Genomic DNA, 18,980 nt, shown 5'->3' with positions numbered 1-18,980 from the left:
GAACTAATGACTGCCACTGTTAGCGAGACGCAGCCGGCCACCACAGGTGGCGTCGGTCGAGTTGCCCGCGTCATCGGCCCCGTCGTGGACGTCGAGTTCGCGGCCGACCAGATCCCCCCGATCGGCAACGCGCTGCTGGTCGAGACGGAGGTCATGGGCGAGAAGCGCACCATGACCATGGAGACCGCCCTGCACATCGGTGACAACCTGGTGCGCGCCATCGCGCTGAAGCCCACCGACGGCATGCGGCGCGGCGCCGAGGTGCGTGACACGGGCGCTCCCATCACGGTCCCCGTCGGGGACGTCACCAAGGGGCACGTGTGGAACGTGACCGGTGACGTGCTCAACGTGGACCCGTCGACCATCGAGATCACCGAGCGGTGGCCCATCCACCGCTCCGCCCCGAAGTTCGACGCGCTGGAGCCCCGCACCGAGATGCTGGAGACCGGCATCAAGGTGCTGGACCTCCTCACCCCGTATGTGAAGGGCGGCAAGATCGGCCTCTTCGGCGGCGCCGGCGTGGGCAAGACGGTCCTCATTCAGGAGATGATCTACCGCATCGCCCACAACTTCGGCGGCACCTCGGTGTTCGCGGGCGTGGGCGAACGCACCCGTGAGGGCAACGACCTCATCAACGAGATGGAGGAGGCCGGCGTCCTCAAGGACACCGCGCTCGTCTTCGGCCAGATGGATGAGCCGCCGGGCACCCGCCTCCGGGTCGCCCTCTCGGCGCTGACCATGGCCGAGTACTTCCGTGACGTCCAGAACCAGGACGTGCTGTTGTTCATCGACAACATCTTCCGGTTCACCCAGGCGGGTTCCGAGGTCTCCACGCTGCTCGGCCGCATGCCGTCCGCCGTGGGCTACCAGCCCACCCTGGCAGACGAGATGGGTCAGCTCCAGGAGCGGATCACCTCCACGAAGGGGCACTCCATCACGTCGATGCAGGCCATCTACGTGCCGGCGGACGACTACACCGACCCGGCGCCCGCCACCACGTTCGCGCACCTTGACGCCACGACGGAGCTGTCGCGTGAGATCGCCTCGCGCGGCCTCTACCCGGCCGTGGACCCGCTGACCTCGTCGAGCCGCATCCTCTCCCCGCAGTACATCGGGCAGGAGCACTACGACACCGCGGTGCGCGTGAAGCAGATCCTGCAGCGCAACAAGGAACTCCAGGACATCATCGCCATCCTCGGCATCGACGAGCTGTCCGAAGAGGACAAGATCATGGTGAACCGCGCCCGTCGTCTCCAGCAGTTCCTCTCGCAGAACACCTACATGGCGGAGAAGTTCACCAACATCCCAGGCTCCACGGTGCCGCTGGCCGACACCATCGAGGCGTTCCAGATGATCACCCGCGGCGACGTGGATCACATCTCGGAGCAGGCGTTCTTCAACGTCGGCGGCATGGACGACGTCATGGCCAACTGGTCGAAGATGCAGAAGGAAGACTGATCGTGTCCCGACCCCCGCTCCACGTCGAGGTCGTCGCGGCCGACCGCCTGGTCTGGTCCGGCGAGGCGGTGAACATCATCGCGCGCACCGTCGAGGGTGACGTCGGTATCCTGCCTGGCCACGAGCCGTTCCTGGCGGTGTTGGTGCCATGCGTGGTGGAGATCGTCACGGCAGACGGCAGGAGCGAGTCGCTCGCCGTCGACGGCGGATTCATCTCCGTCGCCAATGGCCGGGTCTCGGTGCTCAGCCAGATGGCGAGGCTCGGACATGAGGTGGGCCTGGAGGAGGCGCGCCGAGAGGCGTCCACCCTGGAGGCCAAGGCGATGCAGGGCGAAGCCGACGAAGACGAGCTGCATCACCTGCGCATCCTGCAGGCGCAGATCCGTGCCGGTGAAAGGGCAACCACGTAGCCCACGTAGTCGAACCGCTCAGGGCGGCTCTCCGCGCCAGGGGAGCTGCCCTGAGCGCATACCGGGGTCAGAACCTGGGAGGAGAGGGAGGCACCGATGGTGTGGCAGTTCGTCATGACGACTGTGATCGTCGTGGCCGTCGTACTGCTGCCCTTCGTGCTGCTCTACCTCCGCCGCCGCTGGCTCACGGGCCAGGGCGGCCTCTTTGACTGTGCGCATCGGGTCCGCGACGATGCTCCCGGCGTGGGTTGGGTGCTGGGGATGGCCCGTTTCCGGGGCGAGAGCCTGGAGTGGTTCAGGTCCTTCTCGTTCAGCCTGCACCCCAAGCTCGTCCTCCAGCGCGCGGGCACGGCCTACCTGCACCAGCGCACACCGGAGGGTATCGAGCTGATCGCGCTGTTCGACAACTCCGTGATCGTGACGGTGAAGGACCGCAGTTCCTCCCATGTGCACACCCTGGCCATGGCCAGCGACGAGGTGCTCGCGCTGATGAGCTGGCTGGAGTCCGCACCGCCAGGGAGCCACTACTTCCCCGCGAGCGCGGATTCGCCCTTTTAGCTGGCTGTGTCTGCCGGCTTGACGCGGTCCGTTCCGGGCACCCACAGGATCTCACCGGCCGTGCCGTTGGCCGCGCGGGACATGATGAACAGCAGGTCCGAGAGCCGGTTGAGGTACGTGATGGCCAGCAGGTTCACTCCGCCGTCGGCGGCCATCCCGTAGCGCTCCACGCACCGCCAGGCGGCGCGCTCGGCCCTCCTGGCCACCGTACGGGCCACGTGCAGTTGGGCGCCGGCCGGGTTCCCGCCCGGGAGGATGAAGCTGCGCAGCACGGGCAGGCCCTCCTGCAGTTCGTCGCAGAACGCCTCCAGCCTGTCCACCGAGGACTGCTCGATCCGCAGCGGAGGCCAGGCCGGGGCAGGGTTGAGCGGCGTCGACAGGTCCGCTCCCACGTCGAACAGCTCGTTGCTGATCAACGCCAGCATCTCCTGGAGCCGCGCCGACAGGCCGCCGGTGGCCACCGCGACACCGATGGCGGAGTTGGCCTCGTCGACGTGTCCGTACGCCTCCACGCGAAGGTCCGTCTTGGACACCTCGGAGTTGTCGGAGAGTCGGGTGGTGCCGGCATCGCCGGTGCGGGTGTAGATCTTCGAGAGGGTGACCATGCCCCCAATCTATGCCAAGCTGTCATCCGTGCGCATCCCACCCCTCCCGCTGCTGACCGTTGCGGCGCTGCTGTCTCTCAGCGCCTGCCAGAACGCCAACGAGTCCAACCCAGGATCAGTGCAGGCAGCCACCGGAGTGACCTGCGAGTACCCCTCGGACGGTGAGCCGGCGCGCCCCGTCGATCCGCCGGTAGGTGAGAACGTCCCGGATCAGGGCACCGTCGGCCTCACGCTGCACCTCACCGCCGGCGACGTGGACCTGACTCTGGACCGCGCGAAGGCCCCCTGCACCGTCAACTCGTTCGTGTCGCTGGCAGAGCAGGGCTACTTCGACGAGACCCAGTGTCATCGGCTCGTCGACTACGGCATCTTCATCCTCCAGTGCGGGGATCCCACCGCCACGGGCACCGGCGGCCCGGGCTACACGATCCCGGACGAGCTGGACCCGGCGCCCACCTATCCGGCGGGCACCGTCGCGATGGCCAAGCGTCAGCCGCCGGACACCGGCGGCTCCCAGTTCTTCCTGGTGTGGGCGGACACGCCGCTGCCGCCCGAGTACACCGTCTTCGGCACCATGGACCAGGAAGGCCTCGACGTGGTGGCGGGGATCGCGGCGCAGGGCGTCGACGGCACGGATCAGACTTCGCCCAACGCCGAGGCGAGGATCGAGTCAGTCACGCTGGGCTGAGGCCGCGTCACCGTAGTCGGTGAGGAAGTGCCGCACCACCGTCACGAAGCCGTCCGGGTCGTCCGAGTGCACCCAGTGCCCGGCGCGCTTGAGCGTGAGCTGCAGGACGCGGGGGAACAGGCGGCGCATCGGTTCCAGGTGCTCGGGCAGCACGTAGGGGGAGCGGCCTCCGTTGACCCACAGCACCGGGCCGTCGAACGTGGCGTCGATGGCCGGCCACCCTCCCACGGTGTGCAGGGAATCGCCCAGCAGGTCCAGGTTGGCCTGCCACGACCAGTGCGCGCCCTTGTGCCGCAGGTTCTGCAGGAGGAATCGACGCACCACGACGTCCGGGATGAGTTCGGCCAGCTCCTCGTCGGCCTGGGCGCGGCTGGTCAGGGAGTCCATGTCCAGCGTGCGCAGGGCTGCCACCAGGTTGACGAAGGTGGCCGCCGCGACATTGCGGGCCGGCGAGATGTCCAGCACCATGAGGCGGTCCACCAGCTCGCCGCGGGTCAGCGCCAGCCGCATCGCCACCTTCCCGCCGAGGGAGTGCCCGATCAGCGCCACCGGGCCGTCGAACCGGTGCGCCAGCCAGTCCGCGACCACCTCGGCCTGTCCGTCCAGGGTGAACTCCTCGGTCCACGCGGAGCGCCCGTGGTTGGGTAGATCGACGAGGTGGCAGGTGGCGATGTCGCCCAACCGGGCGGCGACGGTGCCGAAGTTCTTGCCCTGACCGAACAGGCCGTGCAGGAACACGGCCTCCACAGGCCCCGAGCCGACGACCATCTCGTGCAGGGTCACCTGTTCAGCCCCCAGCAGTGCGTGTGCCAATGGCGACGGACCTCCAGCCCTGAATCTGCGCCCAGTGGCGGGGTGTCCGGCCAGGCCACCACGTGCGCCGTGCTGGGCTGGATCCGCTGCTCACAGCCGGGGCAGCGGTACTCCTTGCCCGCGCGGTGCGCGGGCACGTCGCGGACGATGTAGTCCGTGCCACGTCGTCGCTCGCGGCGCTGCGCGCCACCCGACAGCAGGGGCCGCGGCGCGCGGAGGTGCTTCGACGGGCGCCGGGCCATCAGAACAGCCGCTCGTCGGCGTTGTCCAGGCCGCGGAGCACGTCGTAGTCGATGAGGCGCCACTCGATGTTGCGGTCCGCCGCCAGGGTGCGCGCCTGCGGCTTGATCTGCTGCCCGGCGAAGATCCCGCGCACCGGCGCGAGGTGGGGGTCCCGGTTCATCAGCTCGAGGTAGCGGGTGAGCTGCTCGACGCCGTCGATCTCGCCGCGCCGCTTCACCTCCACCGCCACGTAGCCTCCCCGCTCGTCGCGCAGCAGCAGGTCCACCGGGCCTATGGGGGTGAGGTACTCCCGCTGGATGAGCTGCAGCCCGTCCCCCAGGGTGGCGGGATGCTCGGCCAGCAACGCCTGCAGGTGTGCCTCGACGCCGTCCTTCTGCAGGCCTGGGTCGATCCCGAGCTCGTGGGCCGAGTCGTGGAACACCTCGGCGAGCGCGATGCGCAGGGTGTCTCCGTCCTTGGCGCGGACCTGCCACACCTGCGTGACGCCGAGCGAGGCCGCGGACTCCACGTCCGGCTCATCGACGACGAGCGTGCAGGGTGGGCTCATCCAGTTGAGGGGCTTGTAGGCGCGGTCATCTGCATGGACCGACACCGAGCCGTCCGCCTTGACGAGGATCAGCCGGGTCGCCATGGGGAGGTGGGCCGTCAACCTTCCGACGTAGTCCACCTGACACTTCGCTACCACCAAACGCACGGGGCCAACATAGCGTGAACTCAGGCAGCGTCCAGTGCCGGCTGCACGATCTCGCGGTAGAGCAGCAGCATCGCGGCCGTGGTCGGGATGGCGATCACCGCCCCAATCACCCCGAACAGCATGCCGCCGATGATGGCGGACAGGACCACCAGCGCGCCCGGAATCCGGACGGTGCGCTTCAGCACGTTGGGGTAGAGGACGTAGGCGTCGAACTGCTGGTAGATGAGGAAGTAGATGATGGTGGCGATGCCGATGGTGGGGTCCACAGCGAACGCCACGATGGCCACGGATGCCATCGCCAGCGACGAGCCCACCAGGGGGATGAAGCAGAACAGTGCCACCACGAACGCGAGGGCCAGCGAGTAGCTGCCGAGGCCGGCGAAGTTCATGAACACAAAGGCGCAGACGGAGGCCACTGAGACGATGACGAACATCCCCGTGATGTAGCCGGAGACGCCCCTGAAGATCTCGTCGGCGAGATACCGGGTGCGGGCGCGACGGCTCCCCGGGGAGAAGGTGTAGAGCGTCTCCTTGATGGTGGGGAGGGAGGCGAGGAAGTAGATGGTCAGCACCAGCGTGACGATGACCGAGAAGACGAGGTTGGCCACCAGCCGCCCCGCCCCCCACAGCCCGCCGAAGAGGTTGTTGATGAGCGCACCCGAGGAGAAGAAGTCCGTGATCGTCTGGGTGATGTCGTACTGCTCCTCCCACTGCGCGATCTGAGGGTGTCGGGCCAGGTTCTGCAGCAGCGTGGGCAGGTTCCTCGTCAGGGCGGCGGTCTGCTGGGTGAGCACCGGAACCAGGGCGGTCACGCCCAGCGCTATGACGGCCAGCAGCGCGATGGTCACGATGGTCACCGCGAAGGGTCTGGGGATCCGCCGCCTGGTGAGGAACTCGACGGCGGGGCTCAGCCCGAGCGCCAGGAAGAGCGCCATCACCACGAGGATCAGGACGCTCTGCACGGTGATGACCGCTTGGGCCAGTGCCACCGCCACGAGGACGCCGAGGGCTCCCATGAACCCGAACACGAACGGCGAGGGCCACGGGGAGCGGGCCAGCGGGTCCACGGGCGCCGGCGGGACCGGGACCACCACGGGCTCCGGGGTTGGGGTGAGCAGCGTACGGGTGCCGCGCGCGACGAGGCGCACTCCTCGCCCCAGGAGGCTGCGCCGTCTGGCCGCGGGTGCGGGAGCCGGGGCGGCGACCTCGATCGGCTGCTCCTCCCCGCCTGCGGGTGGTTCGGTCACTGGGGTGGGCTGTCCTTCTGGATCACGGCGGTGAGCTCATCGTCGAAGCGGGCGGACTCCTCCGCCAGCGCCCTCAGGTTGCTGAGCTGGGCCAGTGCGGTGGCGCGGCGGCTTTCCAGGGTGGCGATGTCGCGCTCCAGTTGCTCCTTGCGCCAGGCCAGCTTCTCCTCCAGGGCGGTTTCGGCGTCGAGAGCGCGGGCGCGCATGGTGGCCAACGTCTCCTCGCTCTGCCGCGTTGCACCCAGGCGGATGGACTCCGCCGACGCGACCGCCTCGGCGCGGATCCGCTGGGCCTCCTCGCGTGCTTCGGTCACCCGGTTGTCCGCGGCTGCCGTCTCCGCGTCCGCCTGCGCGAGCCGGTCCGTGACCGACTCTTCGGCCTCGCGAGCGGTGCGCGACGCAGCCGCCAGGGTCTCCTCGGCGGCCTTCTCGGCGGCCAGCTTGATTTCGGTGGCGGCGCGTGAGGCGTCCTGGGCGCGGCGCGCGCCCTCGATGGTGGCAGCTTCCAGCTGTGTGGCGGCCTGCAGTGAGGCCGCGTCGAGGATGGCCTTGGCCTTCAGCCGGGCGTCGGCGATCATCATGTCCGCGTCGCGGCGCGCCATCTCCAAGGTGGACTTGCCGGCGTCGGCCTGCTGCTGGCGCAGTTCACGGAGTCCGGCCAGGCCGGTGAGGCGCACGTCGTCGGCCTCCTGCTGCGCTGACTCGCGCAGCGCCGCGGCCGTCCGGCGGGCCTCGGTCTTGATCCGTTCGGCCTCCTGCTGCGCGGAGTTGACGATGTCTCCGGCCTGCGCCTCCGCCGAGCGCAGGAGCCCGGTGGCGTGCGCGCCGAGGCGGGTGAAGTCCGTGGTGCCCTGCTCAGCCTTGATGAACGCGATTTCGCGGGTGCGTTCGCGCACCTGCATCTTCAGCTGGCTGACCGAGGTCTCCACTTCGCGCACGTAGGTGTCCACCGCATGCTTGTCGTAGCCGAGCATCGAGTGGGGGAAGCTCCCCGCCGCGGTGGCCCGGTCGTCGAACAGGTTGAGACCGGTCTCTTCGCTCTCGAAGTCGCTTCTCGGTGTGGACACCGGCACTCCTCTCCTCGACGGGGGATCGTCACGTCCGAGCCTAGTCGCTCCGGAAGACGGGCGAGGGCCGGGTGCGCTCACCCGGCCCTCGTCATTCAATCCGCGCGAACTCAGTGCGCGGCCGGTTCCTTGGGCAGCTCGACGAGCTCGAGCAGCACCCCGCGGGCGTCCTTGGGGTGCACGAAGTTGATCCGCGACCCGCCGGTCCCGCGCTTGGCCTCCGGGAACAGGAGGCGCATGCCGCGCTCCTTGAGAACCTCGGAGACGTGGTCCAGGTCCGCCACGCGGTAGGCCAGCTGCTGCATGCCGGGGCCGTTCTTGGCCAGGTACTTGGCGATGGTCGAGTTCTCGTTGAGGGGGGCCAACAGCTGGATCTTGCCGTTCTCCTCGCCCTGCTCGCCGGTGCCCATCATGGCCTCGGCCACGCCCTGCTCCTCGTTGACCTCGCGGTGCAGCTCGCGCCACCCGAAGGTCTCGGTGTGGAACTTGACGGCCTCGTCGAGGTCCGGGACGGCCAGGCCGACGTGATCGATGCAGATGAAGAGGTCAGTGTTGTCCATGCCGCCAGTTTTTCACACCGGCGGCCGCCGCGGGCGGTGGGGGTCGGGGAAGACTCGGCTGCTTCGGCGCGTCGCGACGGGGCCCTTCGGTGCGTGCGGCACACTGGCAGCTGACGACGCGAGGAGGACGCCGTGCTTGGTTGGCTGAAGAAGGCCCTGTTGGTATTGGTGGCCGCCTTCGTGCTGTTCTACCTGTTCACCCGCCCTGAGGCCGCCGCAGAGGCGGTCAAGTCGTTCTTCGGTGCATTCGAGGCGATCGGAGTCTTCTTCACCTCGCTGGCCGCATGAGGTGAACTTCTTCCGCAGCCTGGTTGAGCCGGACGTCCAGGGCCACCTTCTGGTGGACGAGGGAGAGGTGATCATCGACGAGGTGCGCAAGCACTGGGCCGCGACGATCTGGTGGTACGCGCTCGCCAGCCTCAGCATCCCGTTGTTCATCTCGGCGATCGGCGCCGGCAGCCTCTACTGGGTGCCAGTGATACTCGCGTTGGGCACCCTCAGCACCGGGCTGTGGAAGGTGCATGTGGCGCACATGGACCGATTCGTCATCACCAACATGCGGGTGTTCCGAGTGCACGGCGTGTTCGACAGGTCCCTGGCCACGATGCCGATGACCCGCATCCTCGACATCTCGATGTACCGCTCCCTGGTGGGGCAGCTGCTCGGCTACGGCCACTTCGTGTTCGAGTCCGCCGCCCAGGGCCAGGGCTTGCGCGAGATCCGCTATGTGGGGGACCCGGACAGCCGCGACCTCACCATCCAGCGGGTCATCCAGCGCTCGGGGCTGCGGCAGACCATGCGGATGGACACCGCCGTGCTGAACATGGACCCGGTCAGCCTCGACAGCCCCAACGAGGCCGACGGCGTCTGACCGGGTCCGCCCGTCTCAGCCTGCCAGAGCCTGGTCCACCAGCGCCTTGGCGGCCTGCTGGACCTCGATCAGGTGGTCTGCGCTCTTGAGGGATTCGGCGTAGATCTTGTACTTGTCCTCCGTGCCGGACGGGCGCGCGGCGAACCAGGCGCTGTCCGTGGTCACCTTGATGCCGCCGATGGCCGCGCCGTTGCCCGGTGCGTGGGAGAGCACCGCGGTGATCTGCTCACCGGCCAGCTCGGTGACCGTGACGTCCGAAGCGCCGAGGTGGCCCAGCCGCGCCTTCTGCTCGCGGCTGGCGTCGGCGTCCACGCGGGCGTAGTACGAGCGGCCGAACTCGGCCTCCAGCTCGGCGTAGTGCTGCGAGGGGGTCTTGCCGGTGACCGCGATGATTTCGGAGGCCAGCAACGCCAGCAGCAGACCGTCCTTGTCCGTGGTCCACGTGGAGCCGTCCATGGCCAGGAACGACGCCCCGGCCGACTCTTCGCCACCGAAGCCGATCGAGCCGTCCATCAGGCCGGGCACGAACCACTTGAAGCCCACCGGCACTTCCACGAGGCGGCGGCCGAGCTTGGCTGCCACCTTGTCGATGATCGACGACGACACCAGGGTCTTGCCGATGCCGGCGTCGGCCGCCCACCCCGGGCGATGTGCGAACAGGTAGTTGATCGCCACCGCCAGGAAGGCGTTGGGGTTCATCAGTCCGTGGTCCGGGGTGACGATGCCGTGGCGGTCGGAGTCCGCGTCGTTGCCCGTGGCGACGCTGAACGAGTCGCGCTGCGCCACCAGCGAGGCCATCGCGTTGGGGGAGGAGCAGTCCATCCGGATCTTGCCGTCGGTGTCCAGCGTCATGAAGCTCCACCGGGGATCCACCCGCGGGTTGACCACCGTGATGGGCAGGCCCATCTCGGCGAGGTGCTCCCAGTACTGCACCGACGCCCCGCCCATGGGGTCTGCCCCGTGCACCAGCCCGGAGGCCTTGATGGCGTCGAAGTCGATGGCGGTGGACAACTCCTGGCAGTAGGGGGTCCGGTAGTCGTACCGGTTGACCTCCGTGGACCCGTAGCTTCCCCGGCGGATGCCGGAGGGATCGCCCATCAGCTCGTTGGCGCGGGCGGCGATCACCGAGGTGGCGTCCGAGTCCGCGGGGCCCCCGGTGGGCGGGTTGTACTTGAAGCCGCCGTCGCGAGGCGGGTTGTGCGAGGGGGTGACGACGATGCCGTCGGCCTTGGCCGAGTTGAGGCGGTTGTAGCGGATGATCGCCCGCGACACCGCGGGCGTGGGCGTGTACTCGTCCTCGCGCTCGGCGCAGATCTCGACGCCGTTGGCGCCAAGCACCTCGATGGCCGTCTTCCACGCGGGCAGTGAGAGGGCGTGGGTGTCCTTCCCGATGAACAGGGGGCCGGTGGTGCCCTGTTCGGCGCGGTATTCGACGATGGCCTGCGTGGTGGCCGCGATGTGGAGGTCCTGGAAGGCGGTGTCCAGCGACGATCCGCGGTGCCCGGAGGTGCCGAAGACCACCATCTGGTCTGGGTTGGTGGGGTCCGGGGTGCGGTCGTAATACGCGGCGAGTAGCTCGTCGACGTTGATGAGGTCCTGTTCCTGGGCCGGCTGGCCGGCTCGCTCATGTGCCATGGGCCCATCCTTCCACCCCGAAGGCCGGGTTGCATGCGGTTGCCCTGGGGTGGGTCCTGGTGGGCTGGCCGTGGCACCGCTCGCCCGGCATCGCCTGGCGCTGAGTCAGGTCAGAACAGGACCGTGGCCAGCCTGCGCCGCGCCTTGAGGACGGCGGGATCGGTGCGGCCCACCACCTCGAAGAGCTCCAGGAGCCGCACGCGGATGGTGTCGCGGTCCTCGGGGCCGGACTGCGAGGCCAGCCCGAGCAGCCGCTCGAAGGCCTCCGCGTAGCGGCCGCTGATGATCTCGAGATCGGCCGCGTCGAGTTGGGCGGCGAGGTCCTCGGGGTTGGCGTTAGCGCGGTCCACGATGGCGGCCGGGTCGAACGAGGCGCTGCGCTCCAGCAGGGCGGACTGGGCGCGCCCGGCGATCACCTCGGCATCGCCCGGGGTCTCCTTCAGCAGGACGTCGAACTCGCGCACGGCGGCCGCGTAGTCCCCGGCCTCCAGGGCGGCGTCGGCCTTCGCGAAGCGCGGGTTCGCGGCCGGCTCGGCCGGCGCACCCTCGGCGACGGGGGAACCTGACACGGGCTGGGCGCGTCCCGTCATCCCGTTGGCCACGGCGAGCTGGGCGATCTGGTCCAGCACCGCCGAGATCTCCTCGCGGGACTTGGTGCCCTGGAACAGGGGCGCCATCTGGCCGCCGATGACCGCCACGACGGTGGGCACGGCCTGGATCTGCAGCGCCTGCGCCAGGCGAGGCTCGGCGTCAACGTCCACGCGTCCCAGCAGGAATCGGCCGCCTGCGGCGTTGACCAGCTCTGCCAGCGCGGCGGAGACCGCCTGGCCGTTGGGGTCTCGCGGGGAGTGGAACTCGAGGATGACCGGATGCTGGGCCGACATCGCCGCCAGGCCCTGGAAGTCCGCCTCCGACACCTGGGTGACGTAGCCGCCGCCGCTGCTGCTGGGGCGCGCGGGCTGGGAGAGGGCGGAGAGGTCCACGGCGCCGGGGCGCGAGAAGTTGGCATCAGTCATGGCCCCCATCTTGGCCGCACACCCGGCCTCGTTCAACTGACGGCGATCACCGCGCCAGGTCCGCGCAGCCGGTACCGGCCCCCGCCCAGGTCCGCGCCGTCGTCCCACGAGGCGAGCAGGCGCCCGCCGAGTTCCACGTCGCGGCCGGCGCCCCGGGTGGCAGCCACCCGCACGTCGCCGCGGTGCAGGACCACGGTGTCGTCGTCGATGATCTCCACCCGCGTGGCGCTGAGGTCCGGGGAGCCGACGCCGGGCTCGGTGCGGCGCAGCTGCAGGAGCCGCCGGTACCAGCGCCGCATCCTCGCGTGCGCGGGCTCGCTCCGCTCATCCCAGCGGAGCACCGCCGAGCGCCAGGTCTCCTCGGCCTGCGGGTCCGGCGTGGGCACCGACCACCCCGTGGCCTCGAACTCGCGGGCCCGGCCCTCCGTCACGAAGGGGCCCAGCTCCGGGCCGAGGTGGCTGAAGTAGGGGAAGGGGGTGGAGGCGGCCCATTCCTCGCCCATGAACAGCATCGGCGTGAACGGTCCGAGGAGGTACAGGGCCGCGGCGGCCGCCTGCAGGTCCGCCGAGGCGTGCTGGGCGAATCGGTCGCCCACCGCCCGGTTGCCCACCTGGTCGTGGTTCTGCAGGAACACCACGAAGGAGTGCCCGTCGTAGTGGGGGCTGTCCGGATCCACCGGCGCGCCCCACTCCTGGCCGCGGTAGGTGGACAGGGCGCCGTCGTGGACGAAGACCCGGGTGAGCGCCTTGGCGAGGACCTGGGCGGACCCGAAGTCCACGTAGTAGCCCTGCTGCTCGCCGGAGAAGAAGCTGTGCAGCGCGTGATGCACGTCATCTGCCCACTGCGCGTCCATGCCTGCCGCCCAGGTACCGGACCCGGCAGGGGCCATCATGGAGGGCTGATTGAGGTCCGACTCGGCGATCAGGCTCAGCGGCCGACCGGTCTCATCCGCCCACCTGGCCACGTTGAGGGACAGCTCCGCGAGGAAGTGCTCCTCGGAGTTGTCCTCCAGCGCGTGCACCGCGTCCAGCCGCAGCCCGTCCACGCCGACGTCGACCAGCCAGTGCCGGGCCGAGTCCAGGAGGAACCGGCGGACCTCCGCGCTGCCCTCCCCGTCCAGGTTGACCGCGTCGCCCCAGGGGGTGGTGTGCCGGTCCGTGAAGTAGGGCCCGAAGAGGCTGAGGTAGTTGCCCTCGGGGCCGAAGTGGTTGTGCACCACGTCCAACACCACGCCGAGCCCGCGATCGTGGCAGGCGTCGACCAGCCGCACCAGCCCGGCGAGGCCGCCGTAGTTCTCGTCGGCAGCGTACAACGCCACCCCGTCGTAGCCCCAGCCGCGACCCCCGGGGGCCGCCGCCACCGGCATCAGCTCCACGGCCTCGATGCCCAGCCCCACGAGGTGATCAAGCCGTTCGATCGCCGCGTCGAAGGTGCCGGCCTCGGTGAAGGTGCCCGCGTGCAGCTCGTAGAGCACGGCGCCGCGCAGGTCCAGCCCCGTCCACGTCGTGGCGCGCTGGAGCAGCGACGGGTCCACCACGGCTGAGGGGGCGTGGACGCCGTCGGGCAGCCACAGGGCCCGCGGGTCCGGGAGCGGCGGGCCGCCGTCGAGGCGGAACGCGTAGCGCTCCCCGGGGGCAAGATCGACCTCCGCGGCGAACCAGCCGTCGCTGCGACGCACCATCTGGTGCTCGCCGGACGTCGTCACCATCGCCACCTCGCGGGCCAGCGGGGCCCACACCTCCGGCCTCATCGGGCCACCAGCAGCGCGACGGGGAGGGTGGCCAGCACCTCGGCCAGGGAGGTGGAGCCGCCCGGGAACTCGCGCCCGGTCAGCGCATCCACGAACGGCGCCTCAGGCAGGATCACCTGATGCTCGCCCCATCCGCCCCGCTCCGCCAGCAGCGCCGGGAGGCGCGTGGCCACCGCGACCGCCGCGACACCACCGTCGCGCACCCCCCGGGCGAACGCGACGGCGTGGCCGCTGGTGCTGGGCACCGGCGAGTAGGTGGCGGACTCGCCGCGGAACGCGTCCGGGAGGTCCCGGCGCAGCCGCAGCGCCCGGCTTGTGACGAGCAGCTTCTCCGCGTCGAGGCTCTGCTGCGCGGAGCCGTCGACGGCGGCGAGCAGGTCTGCGCGCGCGACGTAGTCCACGGCGCGGCGGTTGTCCGGGTCCACGAGCGAGAGGTCCACGACCTCGCACCCCTGGTAGACGTCCGGGACGCCCGGCATGGCGAGCTGGATCAGCTTGGCACCGAGCACCACGCAGCGCACCGACTCGGCGACGGTGGCGGTGAAGGCATCCAGGGCGGCGCCGCAGCGCTCGTCGGCGAGCACGGCGTGCGCCAGCCCGAGCACCGCCTGCTCGTAGGCGGGATCCGGGGACGACCAGGTGGTGTGCAGCTTCGCCTCGCGCATCGCCTTGGTGAGGTAGCCATCGAGCCGTTCGGCCGTGATGGGCGCCGCGCCGGCGGTGGTGCCGGGCAGCCGCCAGGTGGCGGCCAGGGTCTGCCAGAGCAGCAGCTCGGTGGCGCCGTCGACACCCGAGCGCTGCGTTTCGGTGGCCGACCGCAGCTCCGCGACGCACGCATCCCATTCCTTCGCGTGCTCCAGGAGCGCGGCCAGGCGGGCGCGGACGTCCTCCGACCGCTTGGTGTCGTGGGTGGACAGGGTGGTCATGGTGGAGGGCCAGGTGCCGCTCAGGTCCTCGCAGAAGCTGTGGAACGCGTCGACGGAGACGCCCACCAGCGTGGGCTCGCTGCCCACCTCGTTGACGCCGACGAACCGGTTCCAGCGGTAGAAGGCGGTGTCCTCCTTGGACTTGGCCATCACCGGCCCGCAGGTCTGGGCGAAGCGGACCATGAACTCGGCGCGCAGCTCCGCGACCCCGTGCCCCTCGGCCGGCAGCTCCGTGGTCACGGCCCCGGAGCCGACGGTGGGCAGGTCCTCGGCGCCACCCGGCACGCCCGGCCTGGTGTCGCCGCAGGCCAGCGCGACGATGAGGTCCAGGGTGGCCTGCTCGTCGTCGTCGAGCTGGGGACGGGCGCGGTCCGCCGCCTCCAGGATGACCGCACGCTCCTCGGGTGGCGCGGGGAGGCCCGGCTCCACGTAGGCCCGGTAGCGGTCCATCGACACCAGCAGCGCCCGGATGGCGCGGTCCAGCTGGCGGCGGGTGTGGTCGCGCAGCCGGACGTCGGCCTCGCACACGGCCACCGCGATGGAGACCAGCCGGTTCACCTCGGCGAACAGCATGGTGCGCACCACCTCGTCCTTGGCGCGCAGCAGCATGGCCCCGAACCAGCCCTCGTTGCCGGCCACCCGCTCCCACAGGTCGTTGAGGCGGGGCAGCTGCGCCGGATCGTGGAACAGGCCGTCCACCCGCAGCAGCGCGTCGTAGCCCGTGGTGCCGGCGCAGCGGGAGCCGGCGGGCAGGGTCTCGTGTGGCTCCAGGATCTTCTCCACCACCACCCAGCAGCCGCCGGTGGCGCGGTGCAGCTTCTGCAGGTAGCCGCGCGGCGTGGCCAGCCCGTCGGGGTGGTCGATCCGGAAGCCGTCGATCAGGCCCTCGTCGTAGAGGCGTAGCAGCAGGGCGTGGCTGGCGTCGAAGACGGACTGGTCCTCCACCCGGATGGCGGCCAGGGTGTCCACGTCGAAGAAGCGTCGGTAGTTCAGCTCCTCGTTGCCCACCTTCCAGTACGCGAGCCGGTACCACTGCTGATCCAGCAGCTCGTCCAGGGGCAGATGCTCGGTGCCGGGCCGGATGGGGAAGACGTGATCGTGGTAGGCCACCACGGTCTCCGTGCCGCCGTCGATCTCCCGCTCCACCACCTCGATGGTGCCCTCGGCCAGCTCGTCGCCGATCCGGCGACCCAGCATCGGCATCAGGATGGCCCGGGAGCGGCTCACGTCGATGTCGAACCAGCCGGCGAACTCGGACTCCGGCCCCGTGCGCAGCACGTCCCACAGCGCCCGGTTCAGCCACAGCGGGGTGGGCACCGCCATGTGGTTGGGTACCACGTCGACGACGATGCCCAACCCGTGTTCGCGCGCGGCAGCGGCGAGGCGCCGGAAGCCCTCCTCGCCGCCGGTCTCCGTGGAGACGTGGGCGTGGTCGACGACGTCGTAGCCGTGCACCGACCCGGGGGCCGCCTGCAGGATGGGGGAGCAGAACAGGTGGGTCACCCCCAGTGAGGCCAGGTACGGCACCTGCGCCGCGGCGTCGTCGAACGTGAAGGACGCGTTCAGTTGGAGTCTGTACGTGGAGGCTGGGGTGGCTGTCACACCCCCAGACTAGAAGGCCACGCCGCCGGAGTCGATCAGCCGCGCGTCCTGCGCACCGCCTTGACCGCCTCCTCGACGAGGATCACCACCAGCCCGGCCCCGGCCGCGACACCCCAGTGCGCCCAACCGAGCGACGCCGTGCCGAAGGCGTTCTGCAGCACCGGAAGGTAGACCACCGCAACCTGCGCCAGGAGCGCGCCGGCCAGCGAGAGCCACAGCCAGGCGTTGGTGAAGAGGTGATCGACGATGCTCGCCTTGTCCGAGCGGCTGTTGAGCGCGTTGGCCAGCTGCATCACCACCAACGACGTGAACACGGTGGTCCGGGCCAGGTCGAGCTCGCCTCCGGCGGGCGCCAGGTGCTCGAGGCCGCCGATCAGCCCCCCGGGCAGGGTGAGGTCGTAGGCCACCAGGCTGAGCAGGCCCATGAGGGCACCGATGACGAGGATGCGCTGCCACATGTGGCGGTCGATGATGCGTTCGTCGAACCGCCGCGGCGGGCGGCCCATTACGTCGTCGATCTCCGGATCCACCCCCATCGCCAACGCCGGACCCGAGTCCGTGACCAGGTTGATCCACAGGATCTGCGTGGCCAGCAGAGGAACTACCGCGGCGCCGGGTGCCGACGGGTCCGCCAGGCCGATGACGCCACCCAGCGTCACGCCCAGGAACACGGTGGCGATCTCGCCCATGTTGGAGCTCAGCAGGTAGCGCATGAACTTGCGGATGTTGTCGAAGATGACCCGTCCCTGGCGGACCGCGGCCACGATCGTGGCGTAGTTGTCGTCGCCCAGGATCATCTGCCCGGCTTCCTTCGTGACGGCGGTGCCGGTGATGCCCATCGCCACGCCGATGTCCGCGGACTTCAGCGCCGGCGCGTCGTTGACGCCGTCGCCGGTCATCGCCACGATGTGCCGTCCGGCCTGCAGCGCGTCGACCACCCGCAACTTGTGTTCGGGGGCCACCCGCGCGTACACGCGGGCGTCGACGGCGGCGCGGGCCAGCTCCTCGTCGTCGGATTCGTCGACCTGGCGACCGGTGACCACGACGGGGCTGTCGGTGCCCGAGATGCCCAGGTCCGCCGCGATCCGGGCCGCGGTGACGGGGTGATCCCCGGTGATCATCACCGTGCGGATGCCGGCCCGGTGAGCCTCGGCGATGGCCGCGGCGGCCTCCTCGCGCGGTGGGTCCAGCAGTGCGACGACGCCGAGGAAGGTGAGGTTGCGCTCGGCGGACTCGCCGAAGGTGTGCGACTCGGCGGCGGTGGCGCCGCGCCACGCCACGCCCAGGGTGCGATAGCCCTCGGCCCCGAGCTCCTCGATGGTGTGGGCCAGCTCGTCGCGCCGGGCCGGCGTGAGCGGGGTGGTGTCGTCCCCCACCTGTTCGTCGGTGCAGCGTTCCAGCAGCACGTCCGGGGCCCCCTTGGCGTAGAGCACGTGGCCCCGCGAGGGGTGCGTGCTGAGCACCGACATCATCTTGCGCTCGGAGGTGAAGGGCACCTCGCCGGCGCGCGCGTGGCCCGAGATGAGCTCTGCGGCGCCGTCGAGCTTCCGGGCGCCGACGAGGAACGCGGCCTCCGTCGGGTCGCCCTGGATCTGCCACGAGCCCTCCAGGTGCGTGAGCTGGGCGTCGTTGGCCACGGACCCGGCCACCAGCGCCCGTCGGGCCTCGTCCAAAGTGCGGTCGACGTCGCCCTCCACCAGCACCTCGCCCACCGGCGTGTACCCGGTGCCGCCGAGGGTGACCCTGCCGGAGGCCGTCACCACCTCGCGCAGCGTCATCTCGTTGCGGGTGAGGGTGCCGGTCTTGTCCGAGCAGATCACGGAGACCGACCCCAGCGTCTCCACCGAGTGGAGGTCCTTCATCACCGCGTTGCGGCGCGCCATGGCCTGCACCCCGATGGCGAGCACGAGCGACAGGATCGCGGGCAGGCCCTCCGGGACGGCGGCCACGGCCAGCGAGACGCCCATCAGCAGGATCTCGACGGCGCCCTCGAGTGTGTTGACCCGGTTGACCAGGGCGGTGGTGAGCATCACCACCACGGCTATCCCGACCACCAGCAGTCCCAGCGTCTGGGAGATCCTGCCGATCTCCGCCTGCAGCGGGCTGGGCTCGGCCTGGGTCTCGTCCAGCAGGGTGGCGATGCGCCCCATTTCGGTGTCCATGCCGGTGGTGGTGACCACCGCGCGGCCCACGCCGCGGGCCACGGAGGTGCCCTTGAACACCATGTTGCGGCGGTCGCCGATGGCCGCGGGCTCCGGGAGGGCGGCCGGGTCCTTCTGGGTGGCCTCCGATTCGCCGGTCAACGAGGCCTCCTGCGTGAGGAGGGACGTGGCGGTGAGGAGGCGGGAGTCCGCGCCCACGGCGTCGCCCTCGGCGAGGACGAGCACGTCCCCGGGGACCAGCTCCGCGGAGGGGACGGAGGCGAGGAGTCCGTCGCGCAGCACGGTGGCGCGGGTGGCGGTCATGCCGGCCAGGGCGGCGACGGCCCGTTCGGCCCGATTCTCCTGGACGAAGCCGATGACGGCGTTGGCCACCACGATGACCGCGATGACGATCGTGTCCACAGGTAGCCCGGTGCCGCCCTCCACCACCCAGGCGATGATCGAGATGACGATGGCGGCCAGCAGGAGGTAGATGAGGGGGTCGGCGAACTGGCGCAGGAACCGGCGCCAGGCCCGCTCTGGGGGAGTGGCCCGCAGCTCGTTGCGCCCGTACAGGTCCTGGCGGGCGGCCACCTCGGCGGGGCTCAGCCCCACCGACGGGTCCACGCTCAGGGCGAGGGCCACCTCGTCGGAGGGAAGGAGGGTGACGTCGCGGGTCGCGAGGGGCATAGCCC

General features: G+C 70.4%; 18 protein-coding genes. 6 read left to right on the top strand and 12 right to left on the bottom strand.

What is annotated here, in order from left to right; genetic code table 11:
- The first annotated feature begins 6 nt into the window (after positions 1-6).
- The 3 genes from atpD to ACX1D1_RS10405 all read left to right on the top strand — a co-directional run bounded on the left by atpD (position 7) and on the right by ACX1D1_RS10405 (position 2,426).
- Positions 7-1,458: a F0F1 ATP synthase subunit beta gene (gene atpD / locus ACX1D1_RS10415; RefSeq protein WP_182784108.1), complete on the top strand. Its 1,452-nt coding sequence runs from the start codon at positions 7-9 to the stop codon at positions 1,456-1,458.
- A 2-nt stretch (positions 1,459-1,460) separates the two neighbouring features.
- Positions 1,461-1,868, top strand: coding sequence for a F0F1 ATP synthase subunit epsilon (locus tag ACX1D1_RS10410; RefSeq protein ID WP_182784106.1), 408 nt, complete (start codon positions 1,461-1,463; stop codon positions 1,866-1,868).
- Between the two features lie 96 nt (positions 1,869-1,964).
- Positions 1,965-2,426: a DUF2550 domain-containing protein gene (locus tag ACX1D1_RS10405; RefSeq protein WP_459054519.1), complete on the top strand. Its 462-nt coding sequence runs from the start codon at positions 1,965-1,967 to the stop codon at positions 2,424-2,426.
- Here the strand turns inward: ACX1D1_RS10405 and ACX1D1_RS10400 are convergent.
- On the bottom strand, positions 2,423-3,031 hold the full coding sequence (locus ACX1D1_RS10400) for a cob(I)yrinic acid a,c-diamide adenosyltransferase (protein ID WP_459054518.1): 609 nt from the start codon (positions 3,029-3,031) through the stop codon (positions 2,423-2,425). The genes ACX1D1_RS10405 and ACX1D1_RS10400 overlap by 4 nt on opposite strands.
- Here ACX1D1_RS10400 and ACX1D1_RS10395 point away from each other — a divergent pair.
- Positions 3,030-3,719 (top strand): peptidylprolyl isomerase, encoded by a 690-nt coding sequence (locus tag ACX1D1_RS10395; protein WP_459054517.1) that lies wholly within the window; start codon positions 3,030-3,032, stop codon positions 3,717-3,719. The two genes, ACX1D1_RS10400 and ACX1D1_RS10395, sit on opposite strands and share 2 nt — an antisense overlap.
- Here ACX1D1_RS10395 and ACX1D1_RS10390 read toward each other — a convergent pair.
- The 6 genes from ACX1D1_RS10390 to mce form a co-directional block, all read right to left on the bottom strand.
- The gene (locus ACX1D1_RS10390) at positions 3,702-4,502 is read right to left on the bottom strand and encodes an alpha/beta fold hydrolase (RefSeq protein WP_370585800.1); all 801 of its coding nucleotides are present in this window, start codon (positions 4,500-4,502) and stop codon (positions 3,702-3,704) included. The two genes, ACX1D1_RS10395 and ACX1D1_RS10390, sit on opposite strands and share 18 nt — an antisense overlap.
- The gene (locus ACX1D1_RS10385; protein WP_182784098.1) at positions 4,499-4,774 is read right to left on the bottom strand and encodes an Rv1322 family protein; all 276 of its coding nucleotides are present in this window, start codon (positions 4,772-4,774) and stop codon (positions 4,499-4,501) included. Before ACX1D1_RS10385 ends, ACX1D1_RS10390 begins: the two co-directional genes overlap by 4 nt.
- The gene (gene nucS / locus ACX1D1_RS10380; RefSeq protein ID WP_182799852.1) at positions 4,774-5,469 is read right to left on the bottom strand and encodes an endonuclease NucS; all 696 of its coding nucleotides are present in this window, start codon (positions 5,467-5,469) and stop codon (positions 4,774-4,776) included. Before nucS ends, ACX1D1_RS10385 begins: the two co-directional genes overlap by 1 nt.
- A 20-nt stretch (positions 5,470-5,489) precedes the next feature.
- Entirely contained in the window at positions 5,490-6,716 is a 1,227-nt protein-coding gene (locus tag ACX1D1_RS10375; RefSeq protein ID WP_459054516.1) for an AI-2E family transporter, read from the bottom strand.
- A complete protein-coding gene (locus ACX1D1_RS10370) occupies positions 6,713-7,783 on the bottom strand; it encodes a DivIVA domain-containing protein (RefSeq protein ID WP_459054515.1) in 1,071 nt (356 codons plus the stop codon). Before ACX1D1_RS10370 ends, ACX1D1_RS10375 begins: the two co-directional genes overlap by 4 nt.
- Before the next feature lie 110 nt (positions 7,784-7,893).
- Positions 7,894-8,343, bottom strand: coding sequence for a methylmalonyl-CoA epimerase (mce, locus tag ACX1D1_RS10365; protein WP_182784091.1), 450 nt, complete (start codon positions 8,341-8,343; stop codon positions 7,894-7,896).
- A gap of 132 nt (positions 8,344-8,475) precedes the next feature.
- Between mce and ACX1D1_RS10360 the strand changes: the two genes are divergently transcribed.
- Together ACX1D1_RS10360 and ACX1D1_RS10355 are read left to right on the top strand one after the other, a co-directional pair.
- Positions 8,476-8,631: a hypothetical protein gene (locus ACX1D1_RS10360; RefSeq protein WP_182784089.1), complete on the top strand. Its 156-nt coding sequence runs from the start codon at positions 8,476-8,478 to the stop codon at positions 8,629-8,631.
- A 1-nt stretch (position 8,632) separates the two neighbouring features.
- On the top strand, positions 8,633-9,214 hold the full coding sequence (locus ACX1D1_RS10355; RefSeq protein ID WP_182799855.1) for a PH domain-containing protein: 582 nt from the start codon (positions 8,633-8,635) through the stop codon (positions 9,212-9,214).
- Positions 9,215-9,229: 15 nt separating this feature from the next.
- Here ACX1D1_RS10355 and pgm read toward each other — a convergent pair whose 3' ends face one another.
- From pgm to ACX1D1_RS10330, 5 genes are all read right to left on the bottom strand, one after another.
- Positions 9,230-10,849: a phosphoglucomutase (alpha-D-glucose-1,6-bisphosphate-dependent) gene (gene pgm, locus ACX1D1_RS10350; protein ID WP_182799856.1), complete on the bottom strand. Its 1,620-nt coding sequence runs from the start codon at positions 10,847-10,849 to the stop codon at positions 9,230-9,232.
- Between the two features lie 110 nt (positions 10,850-10,959).
- Positions 10,960-11,865, bottom strand: a complete 906-nt coding sequence (locus ACX1D1_RS10345; RefSeq protein ID WP_459054514.1) for a tetratricopeptide repeat protein — start codon at positions 11,863-11,865, stop codon at positions 10,960-10,962.
- A gap of 32 nt (positions 11,866-11,897) precedes the next feature.
- On the bottom strand, positions 11,898-13,616 hold the full coding sequence (treZ, locus tag ACX1D1_RS10340) for a malto-oligosyltrehalose trehalohydrolase (protein ID WP_459054513.1): 1,719 nt from the start codon (positions 13,614-13,616) through the stop codon (positions 11,898-11,900).
- Positions 13,613-16,144, bottom strand: coding sequence for a malto-oligosyltrehalose synthase (treY, locus tag ACX1D1_RS10335; RefSeq protein ID WP_459054512.1), 2,532 nt, complete (start codon positions 16,142-16,144; stop codon positions 13,613-13,615). The genes treZ and treY overlap by 4 nt, the downstream gene beginning before the upstream one ends.
- Before the next feature lie 35 nt (positions 16,145-16,179).
- A complete protein-coding gene (locus ACX1D1_RS10330; RefSeq protein WP_459054511.1) occupies positions 16,180-18,975 on the bottom strand; it encodes a cation-translocating P-type ATPase in 2,796 nt (931 codons plus the stop codon).
- Between the last annotated feature and the right edge of the window lie 5 nt (positions 18,976-18,980).

Source organism: Tessaracoccus luoxuelianae (assembly GCF_054483915.1).
Note: the sequence above shows the minus strand (reverse complement) of the source record. Positions and strands in the feature narration are given on the sequence as shown.